We start from the raw sequence: 15,376 nt of genomic DNA on the forward strand, positions 1-15,376 counted from the left end.
AAGGAGACGGACCGTGCACTTCCACGACGACTCGCTCTATCCGGAGAACCAGGAGCCGTTGGTCATCCAGGCGGCGCCGTACGGACCCGAGTGGCTGCCCGGTGACGCCGAGGACCTTCCCCTCACCATGGAGGAGCACGTCCAGGCCGCCGTCGACTGCTACGACGCCGGCGCCACCGTGCTGCACATCCACGTGCGGGAGCTCGACGGCCACGGCTCCAAGCGGATGTCGATGTTCAACGAGCTGATCGGGCGGCTGCGCGAGGCCGTGCCGGACATGGTGCTGCAGATCGGCGGATCGATCTCCTTCGCCCCCGAGGGCGAGGGCGACGAGGCGAAGTGGCTCAGCTACGACACCCGCCACCTGCTGGCCGATCTCGACCCCAGGCCCGACCAGGTGACGATCGCGATCAACACCAGCCAGATGAACATCGTCGAGATCATGACCGACGACGACCTGCAGGGCACCTCGATCGCGAAGCCGGCGACGTACAAGGCGTACCGCGACATGGTCGTCGAGGCCGGACCCGACTTCTACCTGGAGCACCTGAAGCGGCTCCAGGCGAACGGCATCCAGCCGCACTTCCAACTCGCCACGCTGGCCCAGCTGGAGACCGTGGAACGGCTGATCAGGGCCGGGATGTACACGGGCCCGCTGATCCTGAACTACGTGGCGATCGGCGGCGGCTTCGCCGGCCGGCACCCTGCCGACCTGATCGAGTTCATCCGCCGCACGCCGGACGGCGCCGTCCTCACCATCGAGAGCTCGATGCGCGCCGTGGCGCCGATGAACGCGATCGGGATCGCGCTCGGTGCTCACGTGCGGGTCGGCAACGAGGACAACCTGTGGGGCCGCAAGGGCGAGCGCATGACGTCGGTCGCACAGGTGGAGCAGATGGTCAGGATTTCGGAGAGCCTCGGCCGCGACGTCGCGACCGGACTCGAGGCCAGGAGGATCTACCGGCTCGGCGAGTGCTACGCGGACGCCGACGAGACCCTCGCCCAGCTCGGCATGGTGCCGAACCGGCGTCCCGGCCAGCGCGGATTCATGCTGCGCAACCCCAAGGTCTGACCCCTCCCCCATGAACCGGCGGCGGGCGCGTGAGCACCGCCGTGCTCACGCGGCCACCGCCGCCCTTCGGACAGCAATGGAGTTCTCCGTGGCACACGCCATCCGCTTCCACGAGACCGGCGGCCCCGAGGTACTGCGCTGGGAGGAGGTCGCCGTCGGGGATCCCGGCCCCGGCGAGGTACGGATCCGCCACAGCGCGGTCGGGCTCAACTTCGCCGACACCTACTTCCGCACCGGGCTCTACCCGGCTCCGCTCCCCGCCGGGCTCGGCGTCGAGGCGGCGGGCGTGATCGAGGCGGTCGGCGCGGGCGTGACCGACTTCGCCGAGGGCGACCGGGTGACCTACACCGGCAGCCCGCTCGGGGCCTACAGCACCGAACGGGTCATGCCCGCCGGCTCGCTGATCAAGCTGCCGGACGCGATCGACTTCGAGACCGCCGCCGCGATGACCATGCGCGGCCTGACCTCCGCGTACCTGCTGCGCAGGATCCACCCGCTGAAGCCCGGCGACACGGTGCTGCTGCACGCGGCGGCGGGCGGAGTCGGGCTCATCGTCTGCCAGTGGGCCAAGCTGCTGGGCCTCACGGTGATCGGCACCGTGTCCACCGAGGAGAAGGCGGCGCTCGCCCGCGGCCACGGCTGCGACCACATCGTGTACTACCGGCGGGAGGACGTGGCCCAGCGGGTGCGCGAGCTGACCGGCGGCGCCGGGGTGCCGGTGGTGTTCGACAGCGTCGGGGCGACCACCTACACCGGTTCGCTCGCCTCGCTGCGGCGGCGCGGCCTGCTGGTCTGCTTCGGCACCGCCTCCGGTCCCGTGCCGCCGATCGACGCCATGCAGCTGGCGATCCACGGATCGGTCTTCGTGACCCGCCCGGCGCTGGCCGACTACATCGCCGATCCGGCGGAGCGCGCCGAACTGGCCGGCGAGCTGTTCGGACATGTCGCCTCCGGGCGCATCAAGATCGAGATCAATCAGCGCTACTCCCTCCCGGACGCACCCGAGGCGCACCGGGACCTGGAGAGCGGCCGGACGACGGGATCCTCCGTCTTCGTCCTCTGACCGTCCCGAGCGCACCGCTCAGCACCGCTGAGCAGCACGTGGACCACGAGCCTGCACAGGAGGTACCACCATGAACCAGATCAGCACCCCGAGTGCGGCCGCGCCGGCCCTTGTCCGGCCGCAGGTCCGCCACTCGGTCAAGGCCGAGCCGCTGACCTGCACCATCGGCGCCGAACTGTTCGGCGTGAGCCTCGCCGACGCCGCGCACGACGACGACCTGTTCGCCGAGATCCGGGAGCTGCTCCTCACGTACAAGGTGCTGTTCCTGCGGGGCCAGGACATCAGCCGCGCCGAGCACGTCGCGTTCGCCTCCCGGTTCGGCCCGCTGGAGGACCACCCGGTGGCCGGCGGCGACCCCGAGAACCCCGGACTGGTCCGCATCTACAAGGACCTGGACAGCGCGCCCGAGCACTACGAGAACGCGCTGCACACCGACGGGACCTGGCGCGAGAACCCGTCCATGGGTGCCGTGCTGCGCTGCGTGGAGTCTCCCCCGGTGGGCGGGGACACCGTCTGGGTCAACATGGCCGAGGCCTACCGCAGGCTGCCGGAGCACATCAGGACGCAGATCCGGGATCTGCGGGCCCGGCACAGCATCGAGGCGTCGTTCGGCGCGGTGATGCCCGAGGAACAGCGCCACGCCCTCAAGGCCCGGTATCCGGACGCGGAACACCCGGTGGTGCGGACCCACCCGGAGACCGGCGAGGAGGTCCTCTTCGTCAACAGCTTCACCACCCATTTCACCAACTACCACACGCCGCAGAACGTCCGCTTCGGCATCGACTACGCGCCCGGGGCGAGCAACCTGCTGACCTACCTGCTCAGCCAGGCCTCCGTGCCCGAGTACCAGGTCCGCTGGCGCTGGCAGCCGAACAGCTTCGCCATCTGGGACAACCGCTCCACGCAGCACTACGCCGTCCAGGACTACTGGCCGGCCGTCCGCAAGATGGAGCGCGCCGGAATCGTCGGAGACCGGCCCTTCTAGGAGACCGGCCCTTCTCACAGACAGACCAGGATCAGAAGAGGTGGTACCGATGGGTCTTCCCGCCACTGCGGATCCGGCGCCCGGGGTCGACACCCCCGCACCGGCCGTCTCCCGGCGCTACGCCTGGATCGTTTTCGCCCTGAGTTTCGGACTACTGCTCTCCGACTACATGTCGCGGCAGGTGCTCAACGCGGTCTTTCCGCTCCTGAAGGCCGAGTGGGGTCTCACCGACGCGAAGCTGGGCTCGCTCAGCGGCGTCGTGGCGCTGGCGGTCGGCCTCCTGACCTTCCCGACGTCGTTCCTGGCGGACCGCTGGGGCCGGGTGCGCAGCCTGGTGGCCGCCGCGGTGATGTGGAGCCTGGCCACGCTGGCCTGCGCGGTGGCGGCCGGCTACGGGCAGATGTTCCTCGGCCGGCTCTTCGTCGGCATCGGTGAAGCCGCGTACGGCAGCGTCGGCATCGCGGTCGTCCTCAGTGTCTTCCCGGCCCGGCTTCGGGCCACGCTCTCCGGAGCGTTCATCGCCGGCGGAGCGTTCGGCTCGGTCCTGGGTGTGGCGCTCGGCGGCGCCGTCGCGCAGCAGCTGGGCTGGCGCTGGGCGTTCGGCGTGATGGGGGTCTTCGGGCTCGTCCTGGCGGCGGTCTTCGCCGTGGTGGTCACCGAGCGGCGACTCGACCCGCGGAGGGACTCCGCCGAGCGCCGGGGGAAGCGTGCCGAGGTCCCGCTGCGCTCTCTCCTGCCCCAGCTCTTCTCCTCGGTCTCGGTGGTCAGCGCCTACGTCGGCAGCGGCCTCCAACTGTTCGTCCCCGGCGCCCTGTTGGCCTGGTTGCCCAGCTTCTTCAACCGCTATTACCACATGCCCACCGCCAAGGCGGGCGTCACCGCCGGCCTGTTCGCGCTCCTCATCGGGGCCGGCATGATCCTCGGCGGTGTCGTCGCCGACCGCATCGGCCGGACGCTCCAGGTCCGCAAGTGGAACGCGGCCGTCGTCTGCAGCCTCCTTGCCCTCGTCCTGCTGACGGCGGCCTTCCGCGCACCGACCGGTACGGCACAGATCCTCCTGCTGGCGGCGGGGGCCCTGGTGTCGGGAGCCACGGCCGGTCCGGCCGCCGCGATGGTGGCCAACCTGACCCCCGGAGCCATCTCCGGTACGGCCTTCGGCACCCTCACTCTGGCCAACAGCCTGCTCGGGCTCGCCCCCGGATCCGCGGTGACCGGCATGGTCGCCGACCACCTCGGACTGCTCGGCGCGCTGCGGCTGATGCCGCTGGTCGCGGTGGTCGCCGCGCTGGCCTTCGTGGTCGGGCGCCGGCACTACGACCGCGACATCACCCGGCTGACCACGCTCGCCGCGCGCCCGGCCGGCCAGGCGGCGGAGGCGACCGCGTGAGCGAGCGAAGCGAACGAGTCATCGGAGGGCGCACCGAGGCCACGATCGTCGTCGTACCGGGCCTTCGCGACCACGTCCCCGGCCACTGGCAGACCATCCTGGCCGAACGGCTCACCGCCGCCGGGCGCACGGTGCACACCGTCGCACCGCTGGCGGAGAACCAGCTCAGGCGTGCGGCGAGGGGCGCAGCCCTGGAGGCGGTGGTCGCGGCGGTCCCCGGCCCCGTGGTGCTGGTCGCCCACAGCGCCGGGGTGATGACCACCGTGCACTGGGCGCGCAGCAGCACCCGCCCGGTCCTGGGCGCACTGCTGGCGACCCCGCCGGACTTCGACACACCGCTGCCGGAGGGCTACCCGCCCCCCGACGTGCTCAGCCGCAACGGCTGGACGCCCGTCCCGCGGACCGCCCTGCCGTTCCCCAGCATCGTCGCGGCGAGCAGCAACGACCCGCTGGGCAGCGAGGTGCGGGTCGCCCGGCTCGCCGAGCACTGGGGCAGCCGCCTCGTCCGGCTCGGCGAGGTCGGGCATCTCAACCCCGGCTCGGGCTACGGCCCGTGGCCGCAGGCCGAGGATCTCGTTCGCGAGCTCGAACAGGGCTGACGCCCCACGGCTGCCAACCCCATCCACATCTCCAGGGAGCGACGATGAGCCACGACACCGACCTGCTGTGGTCCCCGACCCGGGCCCGCGCCGAGGCCTCCAACGTCGCCGACTTCATGCGCTGGCTGGACAGCACCCGGGGACTGCGGTTCGCCGACTACGCGGCACTGTGGCGGTGGAGCACCACCGATGTCCCCGGGTTCTGGTCCGCGGTGTGGGACTACTACGGCCTGGACGCCCGTTCCAGCCACTCCACCCGCTCCACCCACTCCTCCTCCTCCTCCTCCTCCGACGACGTGCTCGCGGACGCCTCGATGCCCGGCGCCTCCTGGTTCCCGGGCGCGCGTCTGAACTTCGCCGAGCGGTGCCTCGCCCGGGCCTCCGAGGAGCGCCCCGCCCTGATCGGCCTCGACGAGGGCGGCGTGCCCGTGGAGACCACCTGGGCGCAGCTGGGACGCGAGGTCGCGGCGCTGGCCGCCTCGTTGCGCAGGCTGGGAGTGGAGCCCGGCGACCGGATCGCCGGCTACCTTCCGAACACCCCGCACGCCGTGATCGCGCTCCTGGCGACCGCCGCGGTGGGCGCGGTGTGGACCGTCTGCTCGCCCGACTTCGGTACGCCCAGCGTGCTGGCGCGGCTACGGCAGGCCCGCCCGACGGTCCTGCTGGCCGTGGACGGCTACCGCCACGGCGGCAAGGAGTACGACCGGCTCCCCGAGGTCGAGAAGATCACGGCCCGGCTGCCCACGCTGCGGCACCTGGTGGCCGTCGACCACCTGCGGCCGGCCTCGGCCGAGTCCCGCTGGACGACGCGCGACGACGTGGTGCAGCACACCTGGTCCGCGCTGCTGGAGCAGGACGCCCCGCTGGTCTTCGCCGACGTCCCCTTCGACCACCCGCTGTGGATCCTGTGGTCCTCGGGCACCACCGGACTGCCCAAGGGGATCGTGCAGAGCCACGGGGGCATCGTCGTCGAGCTGCTCAAGGCGCTCGGTCTGGGCGCCGACCTGCGCGCCGACGACCGCTACTTCTTCCACACCTCGACCAGCTGGATGGTCTGGAACTTCATGGTCGCGGGCCTGCTGCACGGCTCGACGATCGTCCTCTACGACGGCAGCCCCACCCACCCCGACGTCGACGGGGTCTGGCGGGTCGCCGAACGGACCCGCGCGAGCGTCGTCGGCGTCGGAGCGGCCTATCTGACCGCCGGCGAGAAGGCCGGTGCCCACCCCGCGGCCGAGCTCGACCTCGGCGCATTGCGCACCGTCCTGCAGACCGGCTCGTCGCTGCCCCCGAGCACCTGGCGCTGGGCCCAGGACCGCCTCGGGCCCGAGGTGTGGCTGCAGTCGATCTGCGGCGGCACCGACATCTGCTCGGTCCTCGCCGGCGGCAGCGCGCTGCTCCCGGTACGGGTCGGCCGGATCCAGTGCCCGGCCCTCGGCGTCGCCCTGGACGCCTGGGACCCCTCGGGCCGGCCGGTCGTCGGTGAGCAGGGAGAGCTGGTGGTGACCGCACCGCTGCCGTCGATGCCGCTGTACTTCGTCGACGACCCGGACGGCTCGCGCTACCGGGCGAGCTACTTCGACATGTACCCCGGCGTCTGGCGGCACGGCGACTGGGTCACGGTGGACCGGGACCTGACGGTCGTGGTGGCGGGCCGCTCGGACTCGACGCTCAACCGCCTGGGCGTCCGGATGGGGTCGGCCGACATCTACGCCGTCGTGGAGCGGTTCCCCGAGGTGGCCGACAGCCTCGTCGTCGGGGCCGAGATGCCGGACGGCCGGTACGTCATGCCGCTGTTCGTGGTCCTCGGGGACGGCGCGGTGCTCGACGACGCGCTCCGCGCGCGGATCGCCGGGGCGATCCGTCGTGAGCTCTCCCCCCGCCATGTGCCGGACACCATCACCGAGGTGGCGGGGGTGCCCCGCACCCTGACGGGCAAGCGGCTGGAGGTCCCGGTCAAGCGGATCATCCAGGGTGCCGACGTCGCCGAGGTGAGCAGCGAAGGCGCCATCACCCACCCCGAGATGCTGGCCTGGTTCGCCGCCTTCACCGCCTCGTCCAGGTAGACACCGCCCGCCGCCCGGACCCTGCGACCCGAGGAACCGTCATGTCCGAGACCCTCACCGCCCTCGGCCGGCTCCCGGATCCGGAATCCCTGCGGCTGCTGGTCCTGGTGGGCGAGTCGGGCAGTCTCGGCAGCGCGGCGGCACGGCTGGGCATCACCCAGCCCTCGGCGAGCGAGCGGCTGTCCGCACTGGAGCGCCGGCTCGGCCTGGTCCTGCTCGACCGGACGCGCCGCGGGTCCCAGGTCACCGACGCGGGCAGGGCCGTCGTCGAGGGGGCGCAGCGCGTACTGCTCGAACTCGACCGGCTGGTGACCTGCGCGCGGTGTGGACCGGCGGGCGCACCCCGGTCGGCCCCGCCGCGGAACTGCTCGGCGTCGCCCGAGGCGTCGAACCTAGAGGTAGCACCGCCGGTACCTGACGCTGCCGACGATCCGACCGACCCGCAGGGCGAGTTGGGCCGTCCAGGCGGCGCGGCTGTCCGCGGAGCCGACCAGGTCGGGGGCGTGCACCAGCATCCTCCACCAGGCCCGGGCGACGTCACCCGGCCGTGAGGAGGGCATGCCGTGGCCGGCGAAGTCCCGGTAGAGCTTGGGGTGCGAACGGCCGTAGCGGTAGAGCTGGCGCGCGATGGCCCGGGTCTCCCCACGGAGCCGGTAGTGCACGACGGCGTGGGGCGAGAAGGCCAGGCGGTACCCGGCCAGTTGGGCGCGCCAGAAGAACTCGACGTCGTCGCTGCCGTAGCGGTAGCTCTCGTCGAAGCCGCCCAGGTGGCTCCACAGCTCCTTGTGGAACCCGCAGTTGGCTCCCGCCGGGTACGGCAGGAAGCCGAAGGTGTCGAGCAGTGCGTCGGCCTCCTTCGGCGGGCGCGCGGCGAGGGCCACCTGCGCGTTGAGCAGGCGGCGTTCGAGCGATCCCCCGACGGCCGGGCTGGTCCGCAGGACGTCGACCAGGCCGGCCATCCAGCCGGGGGCCACCATGTCGTCCGCGTCGCAGCACAGCACCACGTCGCCGTGCGCATGCCGGCAACCGATGTTGCGCGCAACGTTGACGCCGCAGTCCTCGGCGGCGTCGACCACCCTGAGCTGCGGCATCGCCTGCTGCCAGGACCGCAGGAGCGCGCGGGTGCCGTCGCTCGATCCGTTCTCGACGACGATGAGCTCCCACAGGTCCGGATACGTCTGCCGACGCAGGGCCTCCAGCTGCGTGGCGATCGTCAGCTCGGCGTTTCGCGCCGGCATGACGACCGAGACCAGGCTCACCGGACGGACGCTCTCGTTCATCCGGCGCTCCGCGCGGCAGGGCTCAGTGCCTGGACGGCGCGGACCACGGCGGCGGTGTCGCGCAGATCCGTCAGGACCGAATCGGCTCCCGCCTCCCGCAGTTCGGCGCCGCTGCTCGTTCCCGAGGCGACGGCGATCACCCACGATCCGCCGATGCGTCCCGCGTGCACGTCCTGCGGAGTGTCGCCGATCAGGAAGGTGCTCCCGGAATCGAAGTGGTGCCCGTACGCGGCCGCCGCGCGCCGCCGGGCCACCGGGAGGAGGGCGGCCCGCTCGCGTGCGTCGCCGCCGTACGCGCCGACTCCGAGGTCCAGGAACTCCGCCAGGCCGAACAGCCGCAGCTTCAAGGCGGCGTTGGCCCGGAGATTCCCCGTCAGCACCGACTGGGTCACCTCCCGCTGTGCCCGCAACGCCCGCAGGGCCTCGACGGCACCGGGCAGGACCCGTCCGGCCGTACGGAGTTCGGCGGCCCGCCGACGCAGTTGCGTGGCCAACTCGGCGGTGACCCGGCTCCGCTCGACCCCGTTGACACCGTGCCGGGCGAACAGCTCGTCCATGATGTCCAGTTCGGTGCGGCCTGCGGTGGCGACCCGGTGGCGGGCCGGCCTGCCGGTGAGGCGTTCGAACGCGAGCGGGTAGACGGCCTCGCAGACGCCCCCGCCGTCGATCAGCGTGCCGTCGATGTCCCACAGGAGGAGGATCCGCTTCACACCCGGGCTGCCCGTCGCCCAGGAGTCGGCCCGGTCGCGAACGGGCCCCGCCGCGCGGTGCAGGCCGCACCGTGCCTGGCGGCGAGGTCCAGCGCATCGGCCGTGGCCGAGCCGGCGGCCAGCGCGTACGTGAGGACCGCCGCGAAGTTGTCCCCGACCCCGTAGGTGTCCACCAGGGGGCCTGGTGCGCGGGCGGGTCGGTAGCGCCGCGGGGGCTGGCCGGCGCAGGTGAACACACCGCCGCGATGACCCTCGGTGCTGACCACCAGATCCGGCGGCCTGCACAGCAGCGCCGGGTCGTGGCGCTCGGCCGGGTCGCAGCCGCTGCCCACCAGCGCGTCGACCCTGACACCGGACTCCAGCACGGTGGTGAATTCACGCGCCGTCACCACGAGCACCCTGGCCTGACGGGCCCGGCGCAGCAAGGCCGCGTCCCCGGCGGTGAAGAACACCGCGTCGAAGGAGGCCAGTTCGCCCCAGTCGAGGGTGTCCGCCGCGGCGGGTTGCAGGCGTTCGCCCAGGGTGACGGTGGTGCGTTCACCGGCCCGGTCGACCATGCTCACCGCCGCGCGAGTGGGGCCGGCCCGGGAGGCGGCCAGCACCCGTACGCCGCGGTGCTCGAGTTCCGCGCGCGAGCGCCGCCCGGCGTGGTCGTCGCCGAGGGCGGTGAAGAAGCTGCAGCCGCCGGCCAGTTCGGCCAGCCGGACGGCGGCGACCGCGCCACCCCCGGCCGGGCCCCGCCAGAGCCGCTCGGCGTGGATCACCTCACCGGCGGTGGGCACCTGGTCGATTCCCGCGATCGTCGTCCACTCGACGTGTCCCACCACGGCGACCCGCGGCCAGCCCGAGGGAGCAGCCGTACCGGCGAGGCGGATGTCTTCGTCCATTGCTCCTCGACTCCCGCGTGCTCCTCGGCTCCCGCGCCGGCCCTTCGTCGGCACCGCTCCGAGTCGATCACCCTCCGCCCACCCGCGCCGCGCGAAATACTCCGACCGAGGGTACGTTGACGAACCATGAATGGCGGGCATGTGCCGGCTCCGCGATGATGGGGCCCGTTGGCACTCCAGATCCGTGCACCAACTCCTGACCGCATGGTCGTCTGCCGCTCGACGGAGGTGAAGGTGAAGGAAGTGCATGCGGTCCTCTTCGATTTCGACGGGACGCTGTGGGATCCGGAATCCGAGATCTTCCGCGCCCACGCGGAGATCTTCCTGGAATTCGGCCATCAGCTCCCGATGGACATGTGGTCGTCACTCGTCGGCACCATCGGGTTCGACCTGTGGACGCACCTCGAACGGCTCACCGGGTGCACGGTGGACCGACGGGAGATACAGGAGCGGGTCCGCTGCCGACAGCGGGAACTGCTCGGCGGACTGTCCAGCCGACCCGGGGTGCACCGAACCCTGCGGGCGGTCGACGCGCTGGGAATCGCCCGCGGGATCGTCAGCAACTCGACCCGGGAATGGATCACCCGATACACCCGGCAGTGCGGTATCGCCGAGGGGTGGAGCACGGTGCAGTGCGCCGACGGAGACCGCACCAGCGCGAAACCCGAGCCGAACCTGTACGTCGCGGCGCTCACCTCCCTCGGAATTTCCGCCGGGCGGGCGGTGGCATTCGAGGATTCACCGAGCGGCGTACTCGCAGCAAAACGGGCCGGTATCCGGTGCGTCGCCGTACCGAACTCGATAACCGCCTCGCTCGACCTCGGCGAGGCGGATCTGCGTTTCGAATCGTTCGATCAGATCGATCTGCCAGGAATTCTCAAAGGGGAGTCGATGGAACAGGTCAGCACGACGGCATCGAAAAGGCCGGCCGCGACGGACGTCGCGGACGTCCTTCAGCACTACTACTACCTGCCGGACAAGCTCCGGGTGGTCAGGGGCGAGGGTGTCCACCTCTACTCCGACGACGGTCGGCGCTATCTCGACTGCTCCTCGGGGACGTTCAACCTGAGCCTGGGCTACGCCCACCCCGAGATCGTGGCGACCGTCCGCGAGCACGCCGGCCAGCTCATCCACGTCACCTCCAAGTTCCAGACCGAACCGCTGAACGCGCTGGTGTCGAAGCTGGCCGAGGTCTCACCGCCGAACCTCACCCGGGTACACCTGAAGTCGGCGAGCGGCTCCGACGCCAACGAGAGCGCGGTGAAGATCGCCCAGGTCCACACCGGGAACTCCGACGTGATCACGCTCTTCCGCGGGCACCTGGGCCAGACCCTCGGCATGATCGGCGCCTCCGGCGCCGCGTTCCGGCGCACCCCCTTCCCCTCGCACCTCCCCGGTGTCGTGCACGTCCCCGATCCGCACTGCCTGCGCTGCTTCTACGGGCAGGAACGGGCCACCTGCGGCCTGATGTGCGTCGACCGGATCAACGACTTCATCGACTACGCGAGCACCGGCCGAGTGGCCTGTGTGGTGCTGGAACCGATCAGCGGCAACGGCGGCAACGTGGTCCCGCCCGACGGCTACCTGCAGGCACTCAAGAAGCTGTGCGAGGAGCGCGGCATCGTGCTGGTCTTCGACGAGATCCAGACCGGTTTCGGGCGCACCGGCCGTATGTTCGCCGCCGACCACTTCGGTGTCACCCCGCACATGATGACCTTCGGCAAGGGGCTCGGCGGCTCCGGGATGCCCATCGCCGGCATCCTGACCGAGGACCGGTTGGCCGGTGTGGAGGGGCACCACATCAACTCGACCTTCGGCGGCAACGTGCTGGCCGCCGCGGCCGCCCTGAAGACGCTTGAGATCATCGGCCGCCCCGGGTTCCTGGAGAACGTGCGAGCCGTCGGCGCGTACGTGCTCGACCGGCTGCGCGACCTGGCCACGAAGGTGCCGTTCGTTCGGGAGGTCCGCGGCGTGGGGCTGATGATCGGCATCGACATCGTGGACCCCGAGGGCCGGCCCGACGCCCGGCTCACCAACCACCTGGCCGAACTCGGCATGGACCACGGGCTGCTGCTGCGGACCTCGCTGTACGGGCACGGCAACGTGCTGAAGGTCCGGCCTGCGCTGATCATGACCCGTCAGGAGGCGGACGAGATGTGCGATCTGCTGGAACGACTCTTCCTCTCGGTCTCATGAGGGGCCTGGTCCAGGAGCTGTCCCGGCGGATCCGGGCGGCCGTCCGCACCGGCCTGCACGACGTCAGCAGCCGCTACGTGAAGGGCACGGCGAAGGGGGGAGACGCCGAGTTCCCCGTCGACGTGCTCGCCGAACGCGCAGCCTGGGACTTCCTGAGGGAGCAGAGCGAGCCCGTCGCCGTGTACACCGAGAGCGAGGGTCTGCGCACGCTCGGCCGGAACCCCGCGTACGTTCTGATCATCGATCCGATCGACGGCACCCGCGGTGCCGCCGCCGATCTGGAGATGGCCTGCGTATCCATCGCCGCGGCCCCCTTCAGCGAGGCGCCCGTCATCGGGGACATCCGGTACGCGATGCTCCAGGAGATCAAGTCCGGCAACTGGCTCTACGCCGACACCCACGGGGCCGGGATCGAGTCCGGCGGCTTTCCCGCCCCGGTGCCCCGGCTGTCGTCCAGCGTCGATCTCGACCGCATGTTCTGGTCACTGGAGTTCAACGGCCACCCGGCGGAGCTGATGACCGGTGCCTACGGCCATCTGATCGACGCCTCGGCCAACACCGGTGGCGTGTACGTGTTCAACAGCGCGTCCTTCTCCATCTCACGGATCATCACCGGACAGATGGACGCCTACGTCGACATCGGCAACCGGCTGCTCCGCGACCGCCCTGCCACCGAGGCGGACTTCCGGCGGGTCGGCCACGGCAGCATCCTGCACCTGTTCCCGTACGACATCGCGGCCTCGGTGTTCCTGGCGGAACGGGCCGGTGTCACCATCACCGACGCCTACGGCAAGCCGCTGCACGACACCCTGCTGCTGGACATCGGCCCGCTCAACCAGCGGTCGTGCATCGCCGCCTGCACACCGCAGCTGCACGCCGCGCTCATCGACTCGATCCGCTGGTAGGCGGGGCGGCGAAGCTCAGCGAGGAGACGCCTGTGGTGACCGATCGCCGGCACGTCACGGCCACGGCCTCCCGCCCGGCCGGCGGGTGGACCGACGAGGCGGCCCTGGCGGCCGTCACCGACACCCTCGGCCTCGGGGTGGCGTACGAGATCCTGGACGGCGGCTCCCCGGCCCGGGTGTACCGGGCCACCACCTCGGCCGGGGAGGACCTGGCGGTCAAGGTCCTGGTTCCCGCGCCGGGCGCCGTGGACGGCCACGACCTGGTGTCCTTTCGCCGCAAGCTCGGCCAGATCGAGCTACTGCGCACCCTGGCACCGCGGCTGGCGGCGCACTACCTGCCGATCGTGCACGTCGTCGACGGTGACGGGTGGTCGGCCTGTACGACGCCGTTCTACGACTCGGCGGACCTGGCGGCGCCTCTGCGGGAGTCGCCGCAGGGCACGCGGGAGTTCTTCGACCGGTACACGGCACTCGTCAGGACCCTTGTCCTGGACGGGTACGCCGTGCGGTCCCACCCCACCCCGGCCGGGTACGTGGCGGAGACCGTCGTGGGCCGGTTCCTCCGACGGCTGCCCGTGCTGCGAGCGGCACTGCCCGCCGACCTGATGACGGCCGAGCGCCTCACGGTCAACGGCGTGCCGTGCGAGGCCCCGCACCTCGTGCTGGAACGCCTGGCGGGCCGGCTGGCCCGGATGGCGCCGGCCAGGTTGATGGCCCCCGCCCACGGGGACGCCAACACCCGCAACGTGCTGCTGTCCGCCCGCCCCGGTGCGGCGGCGGCGGACTTCCGGCTCATCGATCCGCGCGGCTCCACCGAGCCGTGGGATCCGGTCTACGACCTGGCGAAGACCCTGTTCAGCCTCAGCGTGTGGGATCCAGCGCTCCGGCTGGGCTTCTCGGTGCGCAGGTCGCGGCGGTACGGCTACCGGGTGGGGTTCCGGCAGCCGGCCTTCCCGGGCTACCGCGCGGCGATTCACCGGTTCCTGCCCCACCTGGAGTCGTGCGAGAGCCTGTCGGGCCTGTTCCGCGACGATCCGGGCTGGCTGCAGCGGCTGCTGCTCACCCACGACCTGCATGTCCTGGCGGAGGCACCGTGCCGGCTCTCGGACCGCAAGCCCAAGCCCGACCTGCGGGGAGGGGACTCCGCACCCGAGGAGCTCGCACTCGGCCACTATCTGCTCGGCACCCTGCTGATCAACGATCTCGCCGCGCAGCTCGGCCGTGCCGGGCACGTGGACGCCGGGAGCCACCTGGCCCTGGTGACCGACCACCTCCCCGGCGGGTGACCTGGCGATCGGCCCGCACCGCAGGTGGCAGGCCGTCAAGCCGGCGGCAGCCCCGCCAGATGGGCGAGCGCGGAGTCCAGTCCCGGGCCCAGCAGGCGGTGCCGGGTGCTGCGCAGCACCAGCCGCGGCGGGCGGCGGCAAGCGGAGTGGGCCTCCGGCCCATGGGCGGCCACCACCCGGGTCGGCAGGTCCAGTGCCTGCCGGACTCCGGACATCAGCTCGAATCGGGTCACCACGTCGCTGCCGCCGTAGTGCACGACACCCTTGCGATCCCACAGTCGGGCCAGGGCCGGGCCGAGGCTGGGAAGGTAGACGGGGGCGCAGACCAGGTCCGTGCGGGCGGTGGTCGTCGGCCCGGCCAGCCGAGCCAGGAAGGTGTTCGACCAGGGCCCGCGTCCGAAGACGAGGGGGATCCGGAGGATCAGGTGTCCGCCGTCGGCGAGCAGCAGGTCCTCGGCCGCCGCCTTGGTCCGCCCGTAGACGTTGACGGGGGATCGGGGGTCCTCCTCGGTGTACTGGTGACGGGTGCCGTCGAAGACGTTGTCGCTGGACAGGAGGACCAGCTTCGCCGCCGAGCCGCGCACGGCATCCAGCAGCACCTCGACGGGACGGACGTTGAGGCGGTGGGCCAGCTCCGGGTCGGCTTCGGCCGCCTCCAGCGGGACCAGGCCGGCCGCGTGGACGACCAGGTCGAAGCCGTCGGCCACCAGCGCCGCCAGCCGCCGCTCGTCGCGCAGGTCCACGTGGACCAGCCCCGCGATCGGCCGGGTGGCGAAGGTGCCGACGACCTCGTGACGGGGTCTCAGGGAGGTCCACAGGCCGCCCCCGACGAACCCCGACGCGCCGAGCAGCAGGATCCTCAGGCGCGGGCTCGAAGGGAGTTCGCTCCCGCCCGACTGCCAGAACAGGCTCATATCGGGCATTTTATGACACTGTTGGC

The 15,376-nt window shown here is 71.7% G+C and carries 13 protein-coding genes and 1 pseudogene; 10 read left to right on the plus strand and 4 right to left on the minus strand.

The window, feature by feature from the left end; translation table 11 throughout:
- Positions 1 to 13: 13 nt before the first annotated feature.
- From OG871_RS04980 to OG871_RS05010, 7 genes and pseudogenes are all read left to right on the plus strand, one after another.
- The gene (locus OG871_RS04980) at positions 14 to 1,072 is read left to right on the plus strand and encodes a 3-keto-5-aminohexanoate cleavage protein (protein WP_371494439.1); all 1,059 of its coding nucleotides are present in this window, start codon (positions 14 to 16) and stop codon (positions 1,070 to 1,072) included.
- 88 nt (positions 1,073 to 1,160) lie between these two features.
- Entirely contained in the window at positions 1,161 to 2,135 is a 975-nt protein-coding gene (locus tag OG871_RS04985; protein WP_371494440.1) for a quinone oxidoreductase, read from the plus strand.
- 70 nt (positions 2,136 to 2,205) lie between these two features.
- The gene (locus OG871_RS04990; protein WP_371494441.1) at positions 2,206 to 3,120 is read left to right on the plus strand and encodes a TauD/TfdA dioxygenase family protein; all 915 of its coding nucleotides are present in this window, start codon (positions 2,206 to 2,208) and stop codon (positions 3,118 to 3,120) included.
- A 49-nt stretch (positions 3,121 to 3,169) separates the two neighbouring features.
- Positions 3,170 to 4,507 carry an MFS transporter gene (locus OG871_RS04995; RefSeq protein WP_371494442.1) on the plus strand — a complete coding sequence of 446 codons (1,338 nt, stop codon included), beginning with the start codon at positions 3,170 to 3,172 and terminating at the stop codon, positions 4,505 to 4,507.
- Positions 4,504 to 5,106, plus strand: a complete 603-nt coding sequence (locus OG871_RS05000; protein ID WP_371494443.1) for an RBBP9/YdeN family alpha/beta hydrolase — start codon at positions 4,504 to 4,506, stop codon at positions 5,104 to 5,106. Before OG871_RS04995 ends, OG871_RS05000 begins: the two co-directional genes overlap by 4 nt.
- Positions 5,107 to 5,150: 44 nt before the next feature.
- Entirely contained in the window at positions 5,151 to 7,172 is a 2,022-nt protein-coding gene (locus tag OG871_RS05005; protein WP_371494444.1) for an acetoacetate--CoA ligase, read from the plus strand.
- A 41-nt stretch (positions 7,173 to 7,213) separates the two neighbouring features.
- Positions 7,214 to 7,420, plus strand: a pseudogene (locus OG871_RS05010) (LysR family transcriptional regulator); the annotation flags it as partial.
- A 144-nt stretch (positions 7,421 to 7,564) separates the two neighbouring features.
- Here OG871_RS05010 and OG871_RS05015 read toward each other — a convergent pair.
- Genes OG871_RS05015 through OG871_RS05025 form a run of 3 tightly spaced genes read right to left on the minus strand, consistent with a single transcriptional unit; the run spans position 7,565 to position 10,049 of the window.
- Positions 7,565 to 8,452: a glycosyltransferase gene (locus tag OG871_RS05015; RefSeq protein WP_371494445.1), complete on the minus strand. Its 888-nt coding sequence runs from the start codon at positions 8,450 to 8,452 to the stop codon at positions 7,565 to 7,567.
- A complete protein-coding gene (locus OG871_RS05020; protein WP_371494446.1) occupies positions 8,449 to 9,162 on the minus strand; it encodes an HAD family hydrolase in 714 nt (237 codons plus the stop codon). The genes OG871_RS05015 and OG871_RS05020 overlap by 4 nt, the downstream gene beginning before the upstream one ends.
- Positions 9,159 to 10,049 (minus strand): PfkB family carbohydrate kinase, encoded by an 891-nt coding sequence (locus tag OG871_RS05025; RefSeq protein ID WP_371494447.1) that lies wholly within the window; start codon positions 10,047 to 10,049, stop codon positions 9,159 to 9,161. The genes OG871_RS05020 and OG871_RS05025 overlap by 4 nt, the downstream gene beginning before the upstream one ends.
- 234 nt (positions 10,050 to 10,283) lie before the next feature.
- Here OG871_RS05025 and OG871_RS05030 point away from each other — a divergent pair, with 234 nt between their 5' ends.
- Genes OG871_RS05030 through OG871_RS05040 form a run of 3 tightly spaced genes read left to right on the plus strand, consistent with a single transcriptional unit; the run spans position 10,284 to position 14,436 of the window.
- Positions 10,284 to 12,245 (plus strand): aminotransferase class III-fold pyridoxal phosphate-dependent enzyme, encoded by a 1,962-nt coding sequence (locus tag OG871_RS05030; protein WP_371494448.1) that lies wholly within the window; start codon positions 10,284 to 10,286, stop codon positions 12,243 to 12,245.
- Positions 12,242 to 13,150, plus strand: a complete 909-nt coding sequence (locus tag OG871_RS05035; protein ID WP_371494449.1) for an inositol monophosphatase — start codon at positions 12,242 to 12,244, stop codon at positions 13,148 to 13,150. Before OG871_RS05030 ends, OG871_RS05035 begins: the two co-directional genes overlap by 4 nt.
- 35 nt (positions 13,151 to 13,185) lie before the next feature.
- Positions 13,186 to 14,436: a hypothetical protein gene (locus OG871_RS05040; protein WP_371494450.1), complete on the plus strand. Its 1,251-nt coding sequence runs from the start codon at positions 13,186 to 13,188 to the stop codon at positions 14,434 to 14,436.
- Between the two features lie 35 nt (positions 14,437 to 14,471).
- Here OG871_RS05040 and OG871_RS05045 read toward each other — a convergent pair whose 3' ends face one another.
- The gene (locus OG871_RS05045; RefSeq protein ID WP_371494451.1) at positions 14,472 to 15,350 is read right to left on the minus strand and encodes an NAD(P)-dependent oxidoreductase; all 879 of its coding nucleotides are present in this window, start codon (positions 15,348 to 15,350) and stop codon (positions 14,472 to 14,474) included.
- Between the last annotated feature and the right edge of the window lie 26 nt (positions 15,351 to 15,376).

This window comes from Kitasatospora sp. NBC_00374 (assembly GCF_041434935.1).
Lineage (GTDB): Bacteria > Actinomycetota > Actinomycetes > Streptomycetales > Streptomycetaceae > Kitasatospora.